Genomic DNA, 20,072 nt, shown 5'->3' on the forward strand with positions numbered 1-20,072 from the left:
CACTGAGGAGGAACGGTGACCGCTAATGCGATCGGCAGCGGAGTGAGCGTTCGTGTCATTCCCTGCCTCGATGTGGCTGCGGGTCGCGTCGTCAAGGGCGTCAATTTTCTGAATCTGCGTGATGCCGGCGATCCGGTGGAGCTCGCTGCGCGTTATGCGGAGCAGGGAGCCGATGAGCTCACCTTCCTCGATGTGACCGCGACTGTCGATGCGCGTGAGACGACTCATGACATGGTGCGGCGTACTGCCGAGCAGGTGTTCATTCCGTTGACTGTCGGCGGCGGTGTGCGTTCCGTAACCGATGTGGCGCGACTGCTGGAGGTCGGTGCCGACAAGGTCGGGGTGAACAGCGCGGCGATCGCCCGGCCGGAGTTGATCGGTGAGATTGCCGATCGCTTCGGTGAACAGGTGCTGGTGCTCTCGCTCGACATCAAGCGAAGCGACCGGCAGCCTTCGGGGTTCGTCGTGACGACGCACGGAGGGCAGCGCGAGAGTGATCTCGATGCCCTCGAATGGTGTCGGGAGGTCGTGGATCGCGGTGCGGGTGAGTTGCTGGTGAATTCGATGGATGCTGACGGCACACTCGCAGGGTTCGACCTTGAACTGACGCGGCTGGTGCGGGAGATTGCAACTGTTCCGGTCATCGCTTCGGGGGGTGCGGGAAAGCTGGAGCACTTCGCGCCGGCCATTGAAGCCGGCGCCGATGCGGTGCTCGCGGCATCGGTGTTCCATGACGGTACGTTCACGATCGGCGAAGTGAAGCAGGCCGTTGCCGAAGCCGGCTACCCGGTCCGCGTGCAGGGAGCAGTCGCATGACCCCCGATCCGGTGCCTGCTGGTCTCGCATTCAACGACGACGGTCTGCTCCCGGCAGTCATCCAGGATGACGAGAACGGCGAGGTGCTCATGCTCGCCTGGATGGACCGGGAAGCCGTGCGGCGTACGCTCACGACGGGCCGAGTGACGTTCTGGTCGCGTTCACGGGGCGAGTACTGGCGCAAGGGCGATACCTCGGGGCACCGCCAGTACGTACGCAGTGTGGCCGCCGACTGCGACGGCGATACTCTGCTCGTCCGAGTCATTCAGATCGGTGTGGCGTGCCACACGGGTACTCGCACGTGCTTCACAGACCGGGAGATCGCGGCGCTCGTCGGTGACCCCGACAGCGAGAGCTGATCGGCAGATACCAGAACACGAATGGACGGTAGGCTGGCACGGTGAGCCTGACGACCACCCGCGCCGCGTTCGACGCCGCTCGAGCCTCCCATGCTGTGATCCCCGTATGCCGCGAGATCTTCGCGGACGCCGACTCGCCCGCGAGCATTTACCGGAAGGTCGCAGGGTCGAGGCCCGGCACGTTCCTGCTCGAGTCTGCAGAGCAGGGCGGAGTCTGGACCAGGTTTAGCTTTGTCGGAGCCGGCAGTTTCGGTGTGCTGGGGGAGCGGGGCGGACGCGCTCATTGGCAGCCGAGCCCGATGGGTACATCGATCGCCGAGGAACGCCTGTTGCGAGGCGGAGTCGCTTCGTTGCAGCCTGTCGAGGCGTTGCGGGCGGTCTACGAGCGCTGGCGCGCCCCTCAGGTGGAAGGACTCCCTCCGTTGGCGAGTGGCTTTGTCGGCTACCTCGGCTGGGAGACCGTGCGTCAGTTCGAGCGGTTGGAGCATCCTCCCGCTGAAGGTCCCGGGTTGCCGACGCAGGGCCTGAGCTTCGTCTCCGAGCTGGTCGTGATCGACCACCGAGAGGGAACTGTGGTGCTCCTCGCGAACGTGCTCAACGACGCGGTGCTGCCTGACGCGCTGCGGAGTGACGGTGCGACTGATGAGGCGGCCTCGGAGCATGATGCTGAGACGCAATGGGCCGATGCCCAGCGCCGGCTCGATGCGCTGCAAGCCGCGCTCGCCGCTCCGGTTCCTTCGCCGCTCGGCGAGATCGACCGTAGTGCGTCACCCGACCCCATGCGATTGACCAGCAGCGCCGAGTTCATGGCCTCGGTCGATATTGCCAAGCACCGCATTGTTGACGGCGATATCTTCCAGGTCGTGCCCTCGCAGCGCTTCGACCAGGAGTGCACGGCAGATCCGCTCGACGTGTATCGCGTGCTCAGGCACCTGAATCCGAGCCCGTATCTGTATCTGCTGCAGCTCGAAGACGCCGCCGGCGTGCCTTTCTCTGTGGTCGGTTCGAGCCCGGAGGCGCTGGTCACTGTCCAAGAGAGTGGTCACGTCTTCATGCATCCGATCGCAGGGTCACGCCCGCGAGGAGCATCGATCGAAGAAGATCAGCAGTACGAGCGCGATCTGCTCGCCGACGACAAAGAGCGGGCGGAGCACCTCATGCTCGTCGACCTCGCGCGTAACGACCTGCTGCGTGCCTGTGAACCCGACTCAGTAGCTGTCACGGAGTTCATGCGCGTCGAGCGTTTCAGTCACATCATGCACATTGTCTCGTCGGTCGAGGGCCAGCTGTGCTCCGACCAGAACCCCATCGACGTCTTTCGTGCGACCTTCCCGGCAGGCACGCTTTCCGGCGCCCCGAAGCCGAGTGCGTTGCAGATCATCGACGAGCTCGAGCCCGTACAACGCGGTGTCTACGGCGGCGTAGTCGGGTACTTCGGCCTCGGAGGGGCGGCGGACCTCGCGATCGCGATCCGCACAGCGACCATCAAGGACGGTACCGCCATGGTGCAGGCCGGAGCAGGCATCGTTTCAGATTCAGTTCCCGAATCCGAGGACCTCGAGTGTCGCAACAAGGCCGCGGCACCGTTGCGCGCCATCGCAATCGCGAACACTTTGCGCGAGTTCCCCGCCGCTGGTGGTTCAGAGTGAGCGCTTCCAAACGGCCGCTGGTCCTCGGGCTGTTGCTCGCATCGCTCGCGCTGCTCCTGGCATCGACGCAGGTCTGGATCGGGTTCGAGCTGGCAGAGGGAGCCGCAGCCGTTGCAGAGATTGAGCTGCAGGGACAGAACGCCGGTCTCGGCGCGATGCCCATCGCCATCGCACTGATCGCGATCTCGGTAGTGCTGGCGATTTCCGGCCGTGTCGCTCGCGTGGTGCTCAGTTTGCTCGCCGCGTTGCTCGGCGGCTGGGTCGCCTATGCCTCCTGGCGATTCATCGGCGGATCGCGAAGCGCCGTGATCGAAGCCGGATCCGGCCCGCTCTCGGAAGCGACCGGCCTCGGAGACGCGGAGCATGAGGCCGTTGTGAGTGCCATCCATACCTCGCCCTGGCCGATCGTTGCCGCGGTGGCCGGCGCGGCAGTAGTGCTGCTGGCGGTCGCGGTGCTGGTGCTGGGCCGCGCCTGGGGCCAGGGTGGACGAAAGTACGGGGTGACCTCGCGTCGAGAGCGCGTGCGCGCGGAAGACGGAGACCGCATCGCGGAGTGGGACGCACTGTCCGAAGGCGATGACCCGACTTCGTCGGTGTGAGTCATTCTGAACTGCTCGTGAGGGCGCTCGCAGCGCCGTGGGCGTGCAGAGCTTCGCTCTGCCCCGAACGCCCGGGCGGGCGATGACCCGACTTCGTCGGTGTGAGTCATTCTGACTCGCGTGACCATGGTTCGCCTGATACGCGCCAGAGCCGGTAAGCTCGAAGGCATACCGATTCCAGTCAGAGGAGATTCATGAGTACTCACCACGGAGACCCCGGTCACGGCGATTCGCCCGCGGCGTGGACAGCAGTGGTCGTCATGCTGCTCGGCATTGCGGCCGGCACGGTGTTCTTCTTCCTGCACATGGCCACTTTCGTGTGGGTGTGCGCGGGTGTGGTTGTCTTCGGAGCCGTGCTCGGATGGATCCTTTCGAAGGCCGGCTACGGGGTGAACGGCCCGAAGTTCTCGCCGAAGACCCACGACTGACGTGCTGGAACAGCTTCTCGCTGGCTCCCTGGAGGATGCTGCGGCTCGGCGTGCGTTGAAGAGTTACGCGGCGCTCGAAGCGGAAGCGCTGGAGCGTCCCGCGGCTCTCGACGCGCTGGAGGCACTTGCGCCCGCAGATCGGATCAAGGTCATCGCCGAGGTGAAGCGCGCGAGCCCCTCGCGAGGCGACTTGGCAGACATCCCCGAGCCGCAGACCCTCGCTGCCCAGTATGAGTCAGGTGGTGCGAGCGTCGTCAGCGTGCTGACCGAGGAGCGCAAGTTCAAGGGCTCGCTCTCCGACCTCGAGGCCGTGCGCAAGGCCGTCAGCATCCCGATTCTGCGTAAGGATTTCATCGGCGACGAGTACCAGGTGCTGGAAGCGCGTGCTGCCGGTGCCGATCTGGTTCTTCTCATCGTCGCAGCCCTGCCGCAGGCGACTCTTGAACGTCTCTACTCACTGATTCGAGAGCTCGGTATGACTCCTCTCGTCGAAGCGCACAGCGCTGACGAGGTCGCGCGTTCCGTCGACCTCGGCGCCGAACTCATCGGGGTCAACGCGCGCGACCTGACGACATTCGAGCTGGATCGCGACCTCTTCGGCCGGGTCGCCGACCAGATCCCTGCCGGCGTCATCAGGGTCGCGGAGTCGGCCGTGCTCGACGTCTCAGATGTTGAGCGTTACCGTGAAGCTGGCGCGGATGCGGTGCTCGTCGGTGAGGCGCTGGTGAAGGGTGACCCGACTCAGACACTCGCATCCTTCCTGAGCGTCTGACGCCGACCATACATACGGACGGATTTTCATGACTGAACAGACCCCTGAGACCGGATCGCTGCGCGAACAGCACGGTCCCTTCTTCGGCGACTTCGGCGGCCGCTACATGCCCGAATCGCTGATCGCCGCGATCGAAGAGCTCACCACGGCGTACAACGAGGCCAAGGCGGATCCGGAGTTCCAAGCAGAGCTGCTCGATCTGTTGCGGGACTACGCCGGCCGACCCTCGCCGATCACCGAGGTGCCGCGCTTCGCGGAGCATGCCGGTGGCGCTCGGATCTTCCTCAAACGCGAAGATCTGAACCACACCGGTTCCCACAAGATCAACAATGTCCTCGGGCAGGCGCTGCTGACGAAACGACTCGGCAAATCGCGAGTGATCGCGGAGACCGGCGCCGGTCAGCACGGCGTTGCGACTGCGACCGCCGCAGCGCTGTTCGGGCTCGAGTGCACCATTTACATGGGGGAGGTCGATACCGAGCGACAGGCATTGAATGTTGCGCGTATGCAGTTGCTCGGGGCCGAGGTGATTCCGGTGACTGCCGGATCGCGGACGTTGAAAGACGCGATCAACGAGGCCTACCGCGATTGGGTTGCGAGCGTTGAGCGAACGAACTACATCTTCGGTACTGCCGCTGGGCCGCATCCCTTTCCTGCGATGGTGCGCGACTTCCAGAAGATCATCTCGGAAGAAGCGCGCGCCCAGCTGCTCGACCGTACGGGTCGCCTTCCGGATGCGGTCGTGGCGTGCGTCGGCGGTGGTTCCAATGCGATCGGAATGTTCGACGCCTTTCTCGATGATGCGGACGTGCGGCTCTACGGGGTCGAAGCTGCGGGTGACGGTGTCGAGACACCGCGTCACGCCGCATCGATTGGACGAGGCCGCCCCGGGATCTTGCACGGATCCAAGACCTTCGTACTGCAAGACGAAGACGGGCAGACGATCGAATCGCACTCCATCTCGGCGGGCTTGGATTATCCCGGGGTAGGGCCCGAACATGCGTGGCTCGCCGATATCGGACGCGCGGAGTACATCCCCGCCACAGACGACGAGGCGATGCAAGCACTGCGACTCCTCAGCCGCACCGAGGGAATCATCCCGGCCATCGAATCGGCGCACGCACTCGCGGGCGCCATCCGTATCGGACAGGAGCTCGGCCCCGAGGGCGTCATCGCAGTCAGCCTGTCAGGGCGAGGGGATAAAGACATGACGACCGCCGGGCGCTATTTCGGTCTGCTCGACGAGAACTCGGAGGTCGAAGGTTGAGCGGCGAATCGCAGGTCGTGCAGGCAATTCGAGCGGCGCAGCAGGAGCGCCGCGGTGCGCTGATCGGTTACCTCCCGGTCGGCTTTCCAGACCTCGACACGAGCGTAGAGGCCGCGATCGCCATGGCGCGCAGCGGTGCGGATGTGCTCGAATTCGGAGTGCCCTACTCCGATCCGGTCATGGACGGCCTCGTGATCCAGGAGGCGACCCAGCAGGCACTCGCGAACGGTTTCCGCTTGAGCGACCTCTTCGAAGCGGTGCGCCGCGTACGCGAAGCGGTTGATGTGCCCGTGCTCGTGATGACCTACTGGAACCCCGTGCTGCAGTACGGAGTCGAGCGCTTCGCCGACGACCTCGTGAAAGCCGGTGGAGCCGGCCTGATCACGCCCGACATCACCCCGGATGCTGCCGAGGACTGGATTACGGCCAGCGAGAGGACCGGGCTCGACCGGGTGTTCCTCGCCGCCCCCAGCTCGAGCGACGAGCGCCTGCGGCTCGTCGCGGAACGCACGAGCGGCTTCGTGTACACCGTCTCCACGATGGGCATCACCGGCGAGCGGACCGAGCTCGACGCGGCAGCGCGTGCGCTCACGGCGCGCTTGCGCGAGCAGGGAGCAGAACTGGCGTGTGTCGGCATCGGGATCTCGACTGCAGACCAGGTTGCAGCCGCGCTTGAATACGCCGACGGTGCGATTGTCGGCACGGCCTTCGTGCGCGCTCTGCGTGACGAAGGCGTCGAAGGGCTGTCACGGGTCGTGTCCCGGATCGCGGCGGGCACGGGACGTTAGAGCGCGCTGCATGTGAAGCGCATCGGCTGCTCAGCGAACCGGGCGCTAGGATGATGAGGGTTCCCGAGTGAATGCCCGAACGAACGCTGTCGGCCCGCACACCGCGGACGCGGCACCCTGAAAGAGGAGCGGATGATCCTGCCAGCGAGTATTCCCAGTCCAGACGAATCGTACTGGGTGCTGGGTGAGCCAGTACGGATTCTCAATTGGGAGTTCGGCCCGCTGACGATCCACTTCTACGCGCTATGTATCCTCGTCGGTGTGGTCTGCGCATGGATCTGGACAGGTCGCAGAATCGCGAAGCGCGGCGGTGACCGTGCGGTGGCGCTCGACTTCACCGTCTGGGCCCTGGTGCTCGGTATCGTCGGTGCTCGCCTCTACCACGTCGTAACGCACTGGGGCGACTACTTCGGTACGGGCGAACCCTTCTGGGTGGCCTTCTACAACGCACTCGCCTTCTGGCAGGGCGGTATCGCAATCTTCGGGGCGCTGCTCGGTGGAGCCTTGGGTGTGCTGCTCGCATCGCGGCTCACCGGCGTCAAGTTCAGCGCGTTCGCGGACGCGCTGGTGCCCGGCCTGCTGCTTGCGCAGGCGTTCGGCCGCCTCGGCAACTGGTTCAACCACGAACTCTTCGGCGGCCCGACGACGCTGCCGTGGGGGCTCGAGATCGAATCGAGCAACCCGGCCTTTCCGGTCGGCCTGCCGGAGGGCACGCTGTTCCATCCCACGTTCCTCTATGAGATCGTCTGGAATCTGCTCGGCATCGTGGTGCTGCTCGCAATCGAGCGTCGCTGGCAGCCGAGATGGGGTCGCTTCTTCGGCCTCTACCTGATCTGGTACGGACTCGGTCGAGCCGTCATCGAGTCGCTCCGGGTCGACCCGAGCCTGCTCTTCCTGGGCCTTCGCACCAATGTGCTGGCAGCATTGCTGGCAGTGGTCCTCGGGATCGTCATCATCATTGTCCAGGGGCGTCGCCACCCAGGTATTGAGACCTCTATTCACCTGCCCGGCCGCGCCAACCCGATCGACGAAGTGCTCGACGAACACCGTGCCTCGGACCGCTTCTACCGTGTAACTGAGGTTGCTGAGGCGGATGCATCCGAGACGCCCATCGCGGAACCCGAAGCCGAACCCGAAGCCGAGAGCGCCAACGCGCGTTCAGGAGAGTAAGTCCATGCGTCACGCCAAGATCGTTGCCACCTGGGGCCCCGCGGTCTCCAGCTACGACCACACGCTTGATCTCATTCGTGCCGGAGTGAACGTTGCGCGTCTCAACATGTCGCACGGTGTGCACCATGTGCATGAAGGGGTGTATCGGAACATCCGCCGCGCCGAGGCCGAGGTGGGGCGCCCTATCGCGGTGCTCGCTGACCTCCAGGGCCCGAAGATTCGCCTGGGCGTCTTTGCCGACGGCCCGTACGAGCTCGAGGAAGGCGACGAGTTCGCGATCACGACCCGTGATATCGTCGGCGACCGCACGATCTGCGGCACCACGCATAAGGGCTTGCCAGGAGATGTGCGTCCGGGAGACCCGTTGCTCGTTGACGATGGCAAAGTGGCTCTGCGTGCGGTGCGCGTTACCGAAGATACGGTGCACACGGTGGTCGAGGTTCCAGGAACCGTCTCGAATAGTAAGGGCATCAACCTTCCGGGCGTCGCAGTCAACGTGCCTGCGCTCTCCGAGAAAGACGAAACAGATCTGCGCTGGGCCTTGAAACTCGGGGTCGACTACATCGCGCTCTCTTTCGTCAGGGACGCTGCTGATATCACCCGCGTGCACGAGATCATGAATGAGGTGGGGATCCGCCTCCCGGTCATCGCGAAGATCGAGAAGCCGCAGGCGGTCGACTGCCTCGAGGAGATCGTCATGGCGTTCGACGGCATTATGGTCGCACGAGGCGACCTGGGTGTCGAGCTGCCGCTCGAGCGCGTGCCGCTGGTTCAGACGGAAGCGATTGCCTTGGCTCGCCGCAATGCGAAGCCCGTGATCGTCGCGACTCAGGTATTCGAGTCGATGATCGAGAATCCGCGGCCGACGCGTGCCGAGGCGTCGGACTGTGCCAATGCGGTGCTCGACGGTGCGGACGCGGTCATGCTCTCCGGAGAGACAAGCGTCGGAGCTTACCCGCGGGAAGCCGTGGAGACGATGGATCGGATCATCCAGGCCACGGAGGAGCACGCACTCGACCGAATCGAGCCACTCGGTGCGAGTCCTCGCACTCAGGGCGGGGCACTCACGCTTGCGGCGTCGGAGGTCGCGGACTTCATCGGTGCGCGGTACATCTGCGTCTTCACGGAGTCCGGAGATACGGTTCGTCGCATGGCGCGCCTGCGTCGCCCGATCGCGATCATCGGGTTCACCCCGAACCTGAGCACGCGGCGTCGAATGGAGCTGACCTGGGGAGCTCGCAGTTATGAGGTTCCCCGCGTCGCAAGCACTGACGAGATGTTCGTGCAGGTCGACGAGGTGCTGCTCTCGCGCGACCGTGCGGATATCGGCGACAAGGTGGTGATCATCGCGGGTTCGCCTCCCGGTGTCGTCGGAACGACGAACACGATGCGGATCCACCGCATGGGCGAATCGACCGGCTTGCTGCCGGAGGCGCGGCCCCGTGAGCATGTCATCGGACGGGGGAGCGTTCCCGTGTGAGAAGAATGCGGGTTCGACTGTGTCAAACCCGCGGCTCCCATCTGCACTAAGCTGGGAGATCGAGCCGGATTGGTGGAATTGGCAGACACGGCGCACTCAAAATGCGCTGCCGAAAGGTGTGCGGGTTCGAGTCCCGCATCCGGCACCGGAGTCGTCACTCGTCGGCGAGCTCATAACCCCTCGTACGCACCTTGAGACCGCTCGTCGGCGCTCACATCGAAACCCCGCGACTCTGCGCTAGGGTGGACGACGTGAATGACCAGACCAGTACACCGAAGACCCGCCGCGTCGTCGTCGCGGAGGATGAGTCCCTGATCCGTCTCGACATCGTCGAGACTCTGCGCGATAACGGTTTCGACGTTGTCGGCGAGGCCGGTGACGGCGAGACCGCGGTGCGACTCGTGAAGGAGCTCCGTCCTGACCTTGTAGTGATGGACGTCAAGATGCCGCAGCTCGATGGCATCTCCGCCGCTGAGCAGATCAACAAGGAGCACATCGCACCCGTCGTGCTGCTGACCGCATTCAGCCAGCGCGAACTGGTGGAGCGGGCCTCTGAGGCTGGTGCGCTCGCCTATGTGGTGAAGCCGTTCACCCCTGCCGATCTGCTTCCGGCAATCGAGATCGCGCTGTCGCGCTTCCAGCAGATCACCGCTCTTGAGAACGAGGTCAGTGACCTGGCCGAACGGTTCGAGACGCGCAAGCTCGTCGACCGGGCGAAGGGGATTCTGAACGACAAGATGGGCCTGAGCGAGCCCGAGGCGTTCCGTTGGATTCAGAAGGCTTCCATGGACCGCCGCCTGACGATGCAGGATGTGGCGAAGACCATCATCGACCAGCTTGGTCCGAAGAAGGACTGACACACGCAAGTGAGGCCTTGATCCGGCAGCTCAGTAGAGCCGGATCAAGGCCTCACGCGTATGCGCTTGCGAGTTACCGCCTGATGCGCGTGTAGTGATTCGTGATGCGCACGGTCGAGCAGCGGCGACCGTCTTCGCCGGTGATGACGATCTCGTGCACGGTCATCGAACGACCGAGCTTGATGGGTGTGCAGACTGCGGTGACGACCCCTGCGGCAGCAGGTGCCGTATGGGTCGCATTCACATCGACGCCGACGCCGACATAGCCCTCAGGTGCGACGTAGTTGGCATGCACCGAGCCGAGCGTCTCGCCGAGTACGACATGGGCGCCGCCGTGCAGGATCCCGGTCGGCTGCGTGTTGCCTTCGACCGGCATCGTCGCGACCACCCGGTCGCGAGTGAACTCGGTCACTTCGATGTTCATCTTCTCGGCAAGCGCGCCGACTCCGAGCCACGCGAGAAAATCGGGGCCAGCGCCCTCGGGCTCGGGGATCAGGTTCTGCTGCGTCATAGGTGTCCCTTTCGAGTCGGTCGAGCGCATGGGAAACGCCCGCATCGAGGAGTAATTCCGAGCGCTGAAGCCGCGGCGGATTGTAGGCTGGTGCCGTGTCGAATCCTCAGCCTACCCTCATGATCATCGACGGCCATTCACTGGCCTTCCGAGCCTTCTACGCGCTGCCGGTCGACAGCTTCCAGACTCAGACCGGGCAGCACACCAATGCGATCCACGGCTTCATCGCAATGCTCATCAACCTGTTGGGAAACGAGCGCCCCGATGCACTCGCAGTCGCCTTCGACATCTCCCGGCACTCGTTCCGCACGGAGGAGTACCCCGAGTACAAGGGCACACGGGGCGAGACTCCGCCCGAGTTCAAGGGGCAGATCCCGCTGCTGCAAGAAGCACTGCATGCGATGGGGATCCGGACCCTCGAGAAAGAGAACTACGAGGCCGACGACATTCTTGCGACGCTTGCGACCCGGGGTGCCGACCAGGGGTACCGCGTACTCGTCGTTTCTGGAGATCGCGACACGATTCAGCTCGTAGACGATCGGATCACCCTGCTGTACCCGTCGAAGCAGGGCGTGAGCGAACTCACGCGGTACGACGCAGACAAGGTGATGGAGCGCTACGGCGTGCGCCCGGAGCAATACCCCGAGATCGCCGCGCTCGTCGGTGAAACAAGCGACAACCTGCCCGGCATCCCGCGAGTGGGCGAGAAGACGGCCGTGAAGTGGATCAACCAGTTCGGATCGCTTGACGAGGTCTTGCGCAGGCAGGACGAGGTCACCGGCAAGGTCGGTGAAAGCCTGCGTGAGCATGCTCACCTCGCCGTACGGAACCGTCGGCTCAACCGTCTCGTGCGCGATGTCGAGCTCGAGGTCGAGATCGAGGACCTGACGCGCGGCGACATCGACATGTCGGAGGTGCAGGCCGTGTTCGCGCAGCTCGAGTTCCGCACGCTCCTGCAGCGCGTCGCGAAGCTCGCCGGCGCCGAGGTGCCGGTGGCCGGCACGCAGGCTGCCGTCGATCTCGCGCCGGTGAAGCCCGAGTCGAAGAACCTGATCGACGAGGAACTCGGCGCATGGCTCGATCGCGCCGAAGCGCCGGCGATCCTCATCGAACGCGCGGGTGCCGGCCTCGATGTCGGTCTTGCGACTGCAGATTCCGCCGTGCACCTGCACTGGCAGCCAGGCGGGAGAGACTATGCGATCTTCGAGCGGTGGCTTGCATCCGACGCGCCCAAGGTGTTCTGGGACGCGAAATCGCAGATCGAGCTCGTGCATGAGTTCGACGTGGCAATCGGAGGTATCGCCGGAGACGCCCTGCTCGGTGCGTGGCTGCTGCGCCCGCAGACGGCTGAGAAGACGATCGCGGAGCTCGCATTCCGCTTCCTCGGCGAGCAGGTGCCGGAGGGGGATCCGAATCAGCTGGTGCCGGAGGAGGGCAGCATCGCGACGCTGCCAGAACTCGCCTGGTACCTGGTGCGGGCGCATGCCTCGCTTGTCGAGCGCTTCCAATCGCGCACCGGAGAGATCTACACCGAGATCGAGCTGCCGCTGACTCCCGTGCTCGCGGCACTCGAGGAGCGCGGCGTCGAGATCGACCTGCCCGTGCTGCAGGCGCAGGAGGCCGAGCTCAAGGAACGCGTGGCTGGATACGAGCGGCAGGCGTTCGACGCCATTGGGCGAGAGGTCAACCTGTCGTCGCCGAAGCAGCTGCAAGAGGTGCTCTTCGAGCAGCTCGACATGCCGAAGACCCGCAAGACGAAGAGCGGGTACACGACCGATGCCGCGGCGCTGGCCGACTTGCAGGTCAAGAACCCGCACCCGTTCCTCGATGCGCTGCTCGCGCACCGCGATGCGAACAAGCTGAGGCAGATCGTCGAGACGCTGATCAAGGCAGTCGGCGATGACCAGCGGATCCACACCACACTCGTGCAGACCGGCGCGAGCACCGGGCGGCTGGCTTCGGCTGATCCGAATCTGCAGAATATCCCGGTGCGCTCGGAAGAAGGACGACGCATTCGCGAGGTCTTCACGCACGCGCCCGAGTTCGAGTGCCTCATGACTGCCGACTACTCCCAGATCGAGATGCGCATCATGGCGCATCTCTCGGGCGATGAGGGACTCATCCAGGCCTTCAATGAGGGCGAGGATCTCCACCGCTTTGTCGGCGCGCGCATCTTCGGGGTGGCACCCGAAGAGGTCACGAACGAACAGCGCAGCAAGGTGAAGGCCATGTCGTACGGCCTCGCATACGGGCTCTCGGCGTTCGGGCTCTCCAAGCAGCTGGGAATCTCCGCACCCGAGGCGCGGCAGCTCATGGAAGATTACTTCGAGCGCTTCGGTGGGGTGCGGGACTACCTCCGCTCCGTTGTGGATCAGGCGAAACGTGACACCTTCACCGAGACGATCTTCGGGCGACGCCGTCCGTTCCCCGACTTGGCGAGCCCCAACCGAATCCTCCGCGAGAACGCTGAGCGCGCCGCACTGAACGCGCCCATACAGGGCTCCGCGGCCGACATCATCAAGCGAGCCATGGTGCAGGTCGAGCGCCGCATCCAGGAGGCCGAACTCTCTTCGCGCATGCTGTTGCAGATCCATGACGAGCTCATGTTCGAGGTCGCCGAGGGGGAGTGGGATCGGCTCGAGTCGATCGTGCGGGAGGAGATGGCTGGAGCCGCGGACCTGTCGGTACCGCTCGAGGTCCAGGTCGGACGCGGCCCGAACTGGAACGCTGCAGCCCACTGATCGGCCTGCGCTGCCATCAGTCGCTCAAGCGATCGGAACTGAACGGCCGCTCCTGAATGCTCGGCGTGAGCCATCGATCGGATCTCGAAATGAGAGCTCACTTGCGAGCAGTTGCAGTGGCGTCGAGAAGTCGTCGACGTCGACATCGAGTACCTCTGGGTAGAGCGGATCACCAAGGATCGGGATGCCGAGCCCGTGCATGTGGACCCGCAGTTGGTGCGTGCGACCGGTCGCCGGAGTCAAACGGTACACCCCGGTGCCGTCTCCGCGATCCTGCTCGAGCTCGACGAGCGTGCGAGCATTCGGTGACGCATCGGGCACGACGGCCGCCTGGAATACGCCCCGTTGCTTCGCGATGTGATCGGTGACCGTTCGAGGCAGCTCGAGCGACGGATCTATGCGGGCGAGCGCCCGATAGGTCTTCTCGACGGCTTGGTCCTGGAACAGCGACTGATAAGCGCCCCGCCACCTGCGTTCGGTCGTGAGCACCAACAGGCCGGAAGTGACCCGGTCCAAACGGTGTGCGGGGGTCAACTCGGGGAGCTGCAATTCCTTGCGCAAACGCACGACGACACTCTGCATGACGTGCCGGCCGCGCGGAATCGACGAGAGGAACGGAGGCTTGTCGGCGACGACGATGCGTTCGTCACGATGCACCAGTCGGATGCTGCCGGGTACTTCGGGTTCGTCGCGCAGATCTCGATGGAACCAGACGAACGTATGCGGGCGGTACGGATCGTCAGGCCTGAGTACAGAGCCGTCCTCGTAGACGAAGCGACCAGACGCGGCCATCCGCGCGGGGTCGGCTGCGGCCGGGATCCTGGTCATCAGCCAATCGAGCATCGTCTCGGCGGGGTCGGCGGCACCGCGCACGCGGTTCGGCGTACGCATCCAGGCAGCGTCGAGACCGTGGCGCTGGGGCAGCGGAGAGCGAGGAGGCACGCGAGTAGCCTAGTGACCCCTCAAGTGCGCTTGAATCCGGGCGTGTCATCGGGATAGACTGAGATGTCACATCTGTGGCGGTTTACACCTGTCCAAATGCGGCCATCGCATTCGAAGGTCTCGCGCACGCGCCGACCCGCGATTGCCGCCTGAACACCCTGTCCATTCTGGAGACCAATTACATGACGAACGCAACGACCGACAAGGCAAGCAAGCAGGTCGCGATCAACGACATCGGCTCGGCCGACGACTTCCTTGCCGCGGTCGAGAAGACCCTGAAGTTCTTCAACGACGGCGACCTCATCGAGGGCACTGTCGTGAAGATCGACCGCGACGAGGTGCTGCTCGACGTGGGGTACAAGACCGAGGGCGTCATCCCCTCGCGCGAGCTTTCCATCAAGCATGACATCAACCCCGACGAGGTCGTCGAGGTCGGCGACGCCGTCGAGGCGCTCGTTCTCCAGAAGGAGGACAAGGAAGGCCGCCTCATCCTGTCGAAGAAGCGCGCCCAGTACGAGCGCGCCTGGGGCGATGTCGAGAAGATCAAGGAGAACGAGGGCGTCGTCACCGGCACCGTCATCGAGGTCGTCAAGGGCGGTCTCATCGTCGATATCGGGCTCCGCGGCTTCCTCCCGGCTTCGCTCATCGAGCTGCGCCGTGTGCGTGACCTGACCCCGTACCTCGGCCAGGAGATCGAGGCGAAGATCCTCGAGCTCGACAAGAACCGCAACAACGTGGTTCTCTCGCGCCGTGCGCTCCTCGAGGAGACCCAGTCGGCGACCCGTTCGTCGTTCCTCGCCGAGCTCAAGCCCGGCCAGGTGCGCAAGGGTGTTATCTCGTCGATCGTCAACTTCGGTGCGTTCGTCGACCTGGGTGGCGTGGACGGCCTCGTGCACGTCTCCGAGCTCTCGTGGAAGCACATCGAGCACGCCTCCGACGTCGTCGAGGTTGGCCAGGAGGTCACCGTCGAGGTGCTTTCGGTCGAGCACGACCGTGAGCGCGTCTCGCTGTCGCTCAAGGCGACCCAGGAGGACCCGTGGCAGGTCTTCGCCCGCACCCACGCGATCGGTCAGATCGCCCCGGGCGTCGTCACCAAGCTCGTTCCCTTCGGCGCGTTCGTGCGCGTCGCAGACGGCATCGAGGGCCTCGTGCACATCTCGGAGCTGTCGGATCAGCACGTCGAGCTCGCCGAGCAGGTCGTCCAGGCCGGCCAGGAGGTCTTCGTCAAGATCATCGACATCGACCTCGACCGCCGTCGTATCTCCCTCAGCCTCAAGCAGGCCAACGAGGGCGTCGACCCCGAGGGCACCGAGTTCGACCCGGCTCTGTACGGCATGACCACGGAGTACGACGAGAACGGTGAGTACAAGTACCCCGAGGGCTTCGACCCGGAGACTCAGGAGTGGAAGGAAGGCTTCGAGTCGCAGCGCGAGAAGTGGGAGCAGGAGTACGCTGCTGCCCAGTCTCGCTGGGAGGCTCACAAGAAGCAGGTTGCCGCGTCGCTCGTCGAGGCTGCTGCCGCTCCCGCAGCCGAGGCGCCCGCTTCGAACTTCTCGAACGACTCGGCTTCGGCCGGTGCGCTCGCTGACGATGAGGCGCTTGCCGCGCTGAAGGCTCAGCTCGAGGGCAACTAAGCCGAATTCCCCGACCCGGGGAAAATAGGTCACGAAGGACCCGGTCTCCGCGAGGAGACCGGGTCCTTCGCCGTCTGCGCCCGACCTGGATCACCTGCTCCGTCTGTCGCGTCGAAGCGATACACTGCCCGGGTGACTCTCATCGCATTGACGGGTGGCATCGCCGCCGGAAAGTCCACCATCGGTCGGCGACTGGAAGCGCTCGGCGCCGTCAGAATCGATGCTGATCAGCTCGCCCGTGAGGCGGTGGCGCAGGGAAGTTCAGGCCTGGCACGTATCGTCGCGGAGTTCGGCGAGAGCATGGTGGCGGCCGACGGATCGCTGGATCGCGCGAAGCTCGGTGCGCACGTCTTCGGAGACCAGGATCGGCTCTCCGCGCTCAACGCGATCGTGCATCCGGAGGTGCGCGACCTGGCCGGGAAGCGTATTGCCGAAGCTCGGGCTGCTGATCCGGATGCTGTGATCGCATACGAGATTCCGCTGCTCGTAGAGACCGGCGCGCTGCCACCTGAGGGAGGCGCTTGGGACCTGATTGTCGTCGCCGAGGCCGACGCGCGGACGAGAGCAGAACGTCTCGTCGAGCTTCGGGGCATGGACCGGACTGAGGCTGAGAGAAGAATCGGCAGTCAGGCGAGTGACGAGGATCGCAGGTCCATCGCCGACATCGTCATCGATACCTCAGCTACTGAGTCGGAGACCGTCGCGCAGACCGACCGGCTGTGGGATCGGATCAGAGGAATGCACGAGGGATCCAGGACAGCTGGAACTGAGCCATCGCGGCAATGATGATGTAGGTCACCAGTACGAGCACCCACGTCCACGAGTGCATCGTCTGCGAGAAGCGGGTGAGCATGTGCCCAGCCGGCACGTCTCCGACGGCAGTCGGACGGAACAGCGTCGACCAGAAGAGCGGGATCATGACAGTCCACACGACCATGCACCAGGGGCACATCGTGCCGAGGTTGAACACGCTCTGATACGACAACCAGCAGATGAGCGCGAATCCGCCCAGCAGACCGAGCTGGTAGAGGCGCCAGAACCACGGCGCAAAGCGTGCTCCGGCCAACAGTGCAACACCCACGGCAACGGGGGCGACGAATGCGCTGACCCCGATGATCGTGTTGCTGAACCCGAATATGGATCCCTGCCAGGACTCCATGTTCGGCCCGCAAGTGACGAGTGGATTGATATTGCAGTTCGGCACGTGCGCCGGGTTCACCAGAGTGCTGATGTACTCGGTCAGCAGTTCGAATGATGCGAACCAGCCGATCACGCCGAGGACGATCGTGGATACCGCGAATCCGATCGGAGGGCGTGTACCGGTTCCTGTGGCCGTCATACCACGAATCCTAGTGCGGCGCTTCTGCGAGTCGGGTGAGCGCCATGTCATAATGGAGCCCGATGCACGACGCGCATGATGCGTGGCGCACGTACAGTCTTTTGAACGCCGAAAGGTGGGACCCGGTCTGCACGACCGAGCGCGAGGCACGCCTCGCGGAAAGTTGAGATCGACGGCCAAGGCCGAAGCGAATGGATTCCCGGTAAGAGGCATAGATCTCCCGGTTTATGAGGAGCACACCAGCGATGGTGAATGAAGAGAACACATACGAAGCAGAAGAATCACAGACAGAACAGCGGAGCAGTGAGCGCTCGGCCCCTGACACCGGGGGAGGAGCCGAGCAGGAAGTGGCCTCGGACGCGGCCTCAGAAGGGCAGGCGGATGTAGTCACGAGTTCTCCGGCGGAGGAGGGCGTCGTCGCCGAAGCTGCGGAAGTCGGCGGCACCGCGGAAGCTGGCGGCATCGCGGAGGCAACCGGCACGGGGGAAGCCACCGGCGCTGCGGAAGCGGAAGCCAGCGGAACCGCGCTGCTCCCTCGCCTCGAAGATCTGAGCCCGGAGGAGCGATTCCGGGCTACGACGCGTCTCGTCTTCCTGGCTCCCGATGTGCCACCGGTCCCTCCGCGTCCGCGTCGCAGCGAGCTGCGACAGCTCGATGAGATGCTCGACGGCCGCTTCGGTGACGATGAGCGAGCAGAGCACGACGACCTGCAGGATCGTGACGGGTCGTCTCGCCGCCGCCGCCGACGCAGTACGGGCGAGGGCCGCGATGAGCCTCCCCAGCGCGCGCAGCCACGTCAGGCGCCCGTCATCACGGAACCGCAGAAGGTGAAGGGCTCCACGCGACTCGAAGCGAAGAAGCAGCGTCGACGCGATGGACGCGATGCGGGTCGTCGCAGGGTCGTCATCACCGAGTCCGAGTTTCTGGCACGCCGCGAGGCAGTCGACCGCGAGATGATCGTGCGGACGACTGCCGACCGCATTCAGATCGGTGTGATGGAAGACAAGGTGCTCGTCGAGCACTATGTCGCCCGTTCGAGCGAAACTTCGCTGATCGGAAACGTCTACCTGGGGCGCGTGCAGAATGTGCTGCCGAGCATGGAGGCCGCCTTCGTCGATATCGGGCGGGGTCGCAATGCGGTGCTCTACTCCGGCGAGGTCGACTGGTCCGAATTCGAGGGTGGAAACACCGCCCGCAAGATTGAGAACGCGCTCAAGCCTGGCGATCAGGTGCTTGTGCAGGTCACGAAGGATCCAGTCGGCCACAAGGGTGCGCGTCTGACCAGTCAGATCTCGTTACCGGGCCGCTTCCTGGTCTATGTGCCGGGCGGTGCGATGAACGGCATCTCGCGGAAACTGCCGGACACCGAGCGGGCGCGTCTCAAGAAGATCCTGAAGGAAGTTCTGCCGAGCGGCGCAGGTGTGATCGTGCGGACCGCGGCGGAGGGGGCGAGCGAGGATCAGCTCACCCATGATGTGCAGCGACTCACGCGGCAGTGGGAGTCGATTCAGAGTCGGGTCGAGAAGGGCGGCGCGCCGCTTCTGCTGCACTCCGAACCCGACATGCTCATCAAGATCGTGCGTGACGTCTTCAACGAGGACTTCCACAAGATGATCATCGCCGGCGATACGACCTACCGTACGATCGAGGACTACCTGACGCAAGTAGCTCCGGATCTGCTGCAGCGCGTTGAACGCTACGAAGGGGAGAGGGACGTCTTCGACGAGTACCGAATCTCCGAGCAGATCGCGAAGGCGCTCGACCGGAAGGTCTGGCTGCCGTCGGGCGGTTCGCTCGTCATCGACCGGACCGAGGCGATGACAGTGGTCGACGTGAACACCGGCAAGTTCGTGGGTTCGGGTGGCAATCTCGAGGAGACGGTCACCAAGAACAACCTCGAGGCAGCTGAGGAGATCGTGCGGCAGCTGCGCTTGCGCGACATCGGCGGCATTATCGTCGTCGACTTCATCGACATGGTGCTCGAGTCGAACCGTGACCTTGTGCTGCGGCGCATGGTCGAATGCTTGAGCCGCGACCGCACGAAGCATCAGGTCGCTGAGGTGACCTCGCTTGGGCTCGTGCAGATGACTCGGAAGAAGCTTGGTCTCGGGCTTCTCGAATCCTTTAGTGAGCCGTGCGAAGTCTGCGCTGGCCGCGGCTTGATCGTGCACCATGAGCCGGTTGCGAAGCACGGGGGCTCGGGCAATTCGCGCGGCACTGGTGGCAAGCGTGGAAAGGGGCACCAGCCGCAGCAGTCGGGCGGTTCCCGCCAGAACGGCGGCGCGCAGCAGACGAGCGCGCCCCAGACCCATGCCATCACCGATGGCGCGAAGAACATGCTCGCGCAAGTTGCGGCGTCGACCATCGCGGGAAAGTCGGCTTCGGACCCTGAGGAGGGCTCGGCGAAGGCCGAGGGGAACTTGCTCGACTCCGTGCTGAGCGCGCTTCCGGAGGCGCCGCCCGCAGGAACGGGTCGGGCGCGTAGCCGGCGTGTCTCGACGGCACCGCTACGGGGCGGTCGCGAGGCGACGCCCGTGCGTGATGCGGAAGAAGCGCAGCTCGCGCTCGACTCCGCGCTGGACGCGACTGCCAGAGCAAAATCCCGGCCGACGCAGTGACACGCGCCCGGACACATTTGACCGGACCTCAGTGTTCGCGATATCATAGAGCGTTGTGCCATTCATATGGCAGGTACGCAGACTTGGAACGCGGCGAGAGTC

Annotated in this window: 18 protein-coding genes and 1 tRNA gene; 16 read left to right on the top strand and 3 right to left on the bottom strand. The window is 64.6% G+C overall.

Annotation, left to right across the window (positions count from 1 at the left end; all coding sequences use genetic code 11):
* The first annotated feature begins 15 nt into the window (after window positions 1-15).
* From hisF to ACUYV6_RS03225, 12 genes are all read left to right on the top strand, one after another.
* Entirely contained in the window at window positions 16-816 is an 801-nt protein-coding gene (gene hisF / locus ACUYV6_RS03170; protein WP_449277206.1) for an imidazole glycerol phosphate synthase subunit HisF, read from the top strand.
* Window positions 813-1,175 (top strand): phosphoribosyl-AMP cyclohydrolase, encoded by a 363-nt coding sequence (hisI, locus tag ACUYV6_RS03175; RefSeq protein ID WP_449277207.1) that lies wholly within the window; start codon window positions 813-815, stop codon window positions 1,173-1,175. The genes hisF and hisI overlap by 4 nt, the downstream gene beginning before the upstream one ends.
* Before the next feature lie 41 nt (window positions 1,176-1,216).
* Window positions 1,217-2,824 (top strand): anthranilate synthase component I, encoded by a 1,608-nt coding sequence (locus tag ACUYV6_RS03180; RefSeq protein ID WP_449277208.1) that lies wholly within the window; start codon window positions 1,217-1,219, stop codon window positions 2,822-2,824.
* Window positions 2,821-3,423 (top strand): Trp biosynthesis-associated membrane protein, encoded by a 603-nt coding sequence (locus ACUYV6_RS03185; RefSeq protein WP_449277209.1) that lies wholly within the window; start codon window positions 2,821-2,823, stop codon window positions 3,421-3,423. The genes ACUYV6_RS03180 and ACUYV6_RS03185 overlap by 4 nt, the downstream gene beginning before the upstream one ends.
* A gap of 194 nt (window positions 3,424-3,617) precedes the next feature.
* Window positions 3,618-3,851 (top strand): DUF6704 family protein, encoded by a 234-nt coding sequence (locus ACUYV6_RS03190; protein WP_449277210.1) that lies wholly within the window; start codon window positions 3,618-3,620, stop codon window positions 3,849-3,851.
* A gap of 1 nt (window position 3,852) precedes the next feature.
* Window positions 3,853-4,623, top strand: a complete 771-nt coding sequence (gene trpC / locus ACUYV6_RS03195; protein WP_449277211.1) for an indole-3-glycerol phosphate synthase TrpC — start codon at window positions 3,853-3,855, stop codon at window positions 4,621-4,623.
* Window positions 4,624-4,651: 28 nt separating this feature from the next.
* Window positions 4,652-5,890 (top strand): tryptophan synthase subunit beta, encoded by a 1,239-nt coding sequence (trpB, locus tag ACUYV6_RS03200; RefSeq protein WP_449277212.1) that lies wholly within the window; start codon window positions 4,652-4,654, stop codon window positions 5,888-5,890.
* Window positions 5,887-6,678 (top strand): tryptophan synthase subunit alpha, encoded by a 792-nt coding sequence (trpA, locus tag ACUYV6_RS03205; protein ID WP_449277213.1) that lies wholly within the window; start codon window positions 5,887-5,889, stop codon window positions 6,676-6,678. The genes trpB and trpA overlap by 4 nt, the downstream gene beginning before the upstream one ends.
* Before the next feature lie 132 nt (window positions 6,679-6,810).
* The gene (lgt, locus tag ACUYV6_RS03210; RefSeq protein WP_449277214.1) at window positions 6,811-7,848 is read left to right on the top strand and encodes a prolipoprotein diacylglyceryl transferase; all 1,038 of its coding nucleotides are present in this window, start codon (window positions 6,811-6,813) and stop codon (window positions 7,846-7,848) included.
* 4 nt (window positions 7,849-7,852) lie between these two features.
* Window positions 7,853-9,328 carry a pyruvate kinase gene (pyk, locus tag ACUYV6_RS03215; RefSeq protein WP_449277215.1) on the top strand — a complete coding sequence of 492 codons (1,476 nt, stop codon included), beginning with the start codon at window positions 7,853-7,855 and terminating at the stop codon, window positions 9,326-9,328.
* A gap of 63 nt (window positions 9,329-9,391) precedes the next feature.
* A tRNA-Leu gene (locus ACUYV6_RS03220) sits at window positions 9,392-9,473 on the top strand.
* Window positions 9,474-9,579: 106 nt separating this feature from the next.
* Window positions 9,580-10,185 (top strand): ANTAR domain-containing response regulator, encoded by a 606-nt coding sequence (locus ACUYV6_RS03225; protein ID WP_449277216.1) that lies wholly within the window; start codon window positions 9,580-9,582, stop codon window positions 10,183-10,185.
* A 73-nt stretch (window positions 10,186-10,258) separates the two neighbouring features.
* Here the strand turns inward: ACUYV6_RS03225 and ACUYV6_RS03230 are convergent, their stop codons facing one another.
* Entirely contained in the window at window positions 10,259-10,696 is a 438-nt protein-coding gene (locus tag ACUYV6_RS03230) for a PaaI family thioesterase (protein ID WP_449277217.1), read from the bottom strand.
* Between the two features lie 119 nt (window positions 10,697-10,815).
* Here ACUYV6_RS03230 and polA point away from each other — a divergent pair, with 119 nt between their 5' ends.
* Window positions 10,816-13,437, top strand: coding sequence for a DNA polymerase I (gene polA / locus ACUYV6_RS03235; protein ID WP_449277548.1), 2,622 nt, complete (start codon window positions 10,816-10,818; stop codon window positions 13,435-13,437).
* 24 nt (window positions 13,438-13,461) lie between these two features.
* Here the strand turns inward: polA and ACUYV6_RS03240 are convergent, their stop codons facing one another.
* Window positions 13,462-14,379, bottom strand: a complete 918-nt coding sequence (locus ACUYV6_RS03240) for a pseudouridine synthase (protein ID WP_449277218.1) — start codon at window positions 14,377-14,379, stop codon at window positions 13,462-13,464.
* A 182-nt stretch (window positions 14,380-14,561) separates the two neighbouring features.
* Between ACUYV6_RS03240 and rpsA the strand changes: the two genes are divergently transcribed.
* Together rpsA and coaE are read left to right on the top strand one after the other, a co-directional pair.
* Window positions 14,562-16,013, top strand: a complete 1,452-nt coding sequence (gene rpsA / locus ACUYV6_RS03245; RefSeq protein WP_449277219.1) for a 30S ribosomal protein S1 — start codon at window positions 14,562-14,564, stop codon at window positions 16,011-16,013.
* 132 nt (window positions 16,014-16,145) lie between these two features.
* Window positions 16,146-16,799: a dephospho-CoA kinase gene (gene coaE / locus ACUYV6_RS03250; RefSeq protein ID WP_449277220.1), complete on the top strand. Its 654-nt coding sequence runs from the start codon at window positions 16,146-16,148 to the stop codon at window positions 16,797-16,799.
* Here coaE and ACUYV6_RS03255 read toward each other — a convergent pair.
* A complete protein-coding gene (locus tag ACUYV6_RS03255) occupies window positions 16,744-17,352 on the bottom strand; it encodes a vitamin K epoxide reductase family protein (RefSeq protein ID WP_449277221.1) in 609 nt (202 codons plus the stop codon). The genes coaE and ACUYV6_RS03255 overlap by 56 nt on opposite strands.
* Before the next feature lie 245 nt (window positions 17,353-17,597).
* On the opposite strand from ACUYV6_RS03255, the gene ACUYV6_RS03260 reads away from it, so the two are divergent.
* The gene (locus ACUYV6_RS03260) at window positions 17,598-19,970 is read left to right on the top strand and encodes an Rne/Rng family ribonuclease (protein ID WP_449277222.1); all 2,373 of its coding nucleotides are present in this window, start codon (window positions 17,598-17,600) and stop codon (window positions 19,968-19,970) included.
* Window positions 19,971-20,072: the final 102 nt, after the last annotated feature.

Source organism: Leucobacter sp. GX24907, assembly GCF_053567335.1.

Bases quoted from the DNA above. Each gene is read 5' to 3' on its own strand.
- ACUYV6_RS03230 (WP_449277217.1), bottom strand. From the start codon at position 10,696: ATGACGCAGCAGAACCTGATCCCCGAGCCCGAGGGCGCTGGCCCCGAT.
- lgt (WP_449277214.1), top strand. From the start codon at position 6,811: ATGATCCTGCCAGCGAGTATTCCCAGTCCAGACGAATCGTACTGGGTG.
- rpsA (WP_449277219.1), top strand. From the start codon at position 14,562: ATGACGAACGCAACGACCGACAAGGCAAGCAAGCAGGTCGCGATCAAC.
- polA (WP_449277548.1), top strand. From the start codon at position 10,816: ATGATCATCGACGGCCATTCACTGGCCTTCCGAGCCTTCTACGCGCTG.
- ACUYV6_RS03260 (WP_449277222.1), top strand. From the start codon at position 17,598: ATGGTGAATGAAGAGAACACATACGAAGCAGAAGAATCACAGACAGAA.
- ACUYV6_RS03190 (WP_449277210.1), top strand. From the start codon at position 3,618: ATGAGTACTCACCACGGAGACCCCGGTCACGGCGATTCGCCCGCGGCG.
- pyk (WP_449277215.1), top strand. From the start codon at position 7,853: ATGCGTCACGCCAAGATCGTTGCCACCTGGGGCCCCGCGGTCTCCAGC.
- trpB (WP_449277212.1), top strand. From the start codon at position 4,652: ATGACTGAACAGACCCCTGAGACCGGATCGCTGCGCGAACAGCACGGT.
- ACUYV6_RS03255 (WP_449277221.1), bottom strand. From the start codon at position 17,352: ATGACGGCCACAGGAACCGGTACACGCCCTCCGATCGGATTCGCGGTA.
- hisI (WP_449277207.1), top strand. From the start codon at position 813: ATGACCCCCGATCCGGTGCCTGCTGGTCTCGCATTCAACGACGACGGT.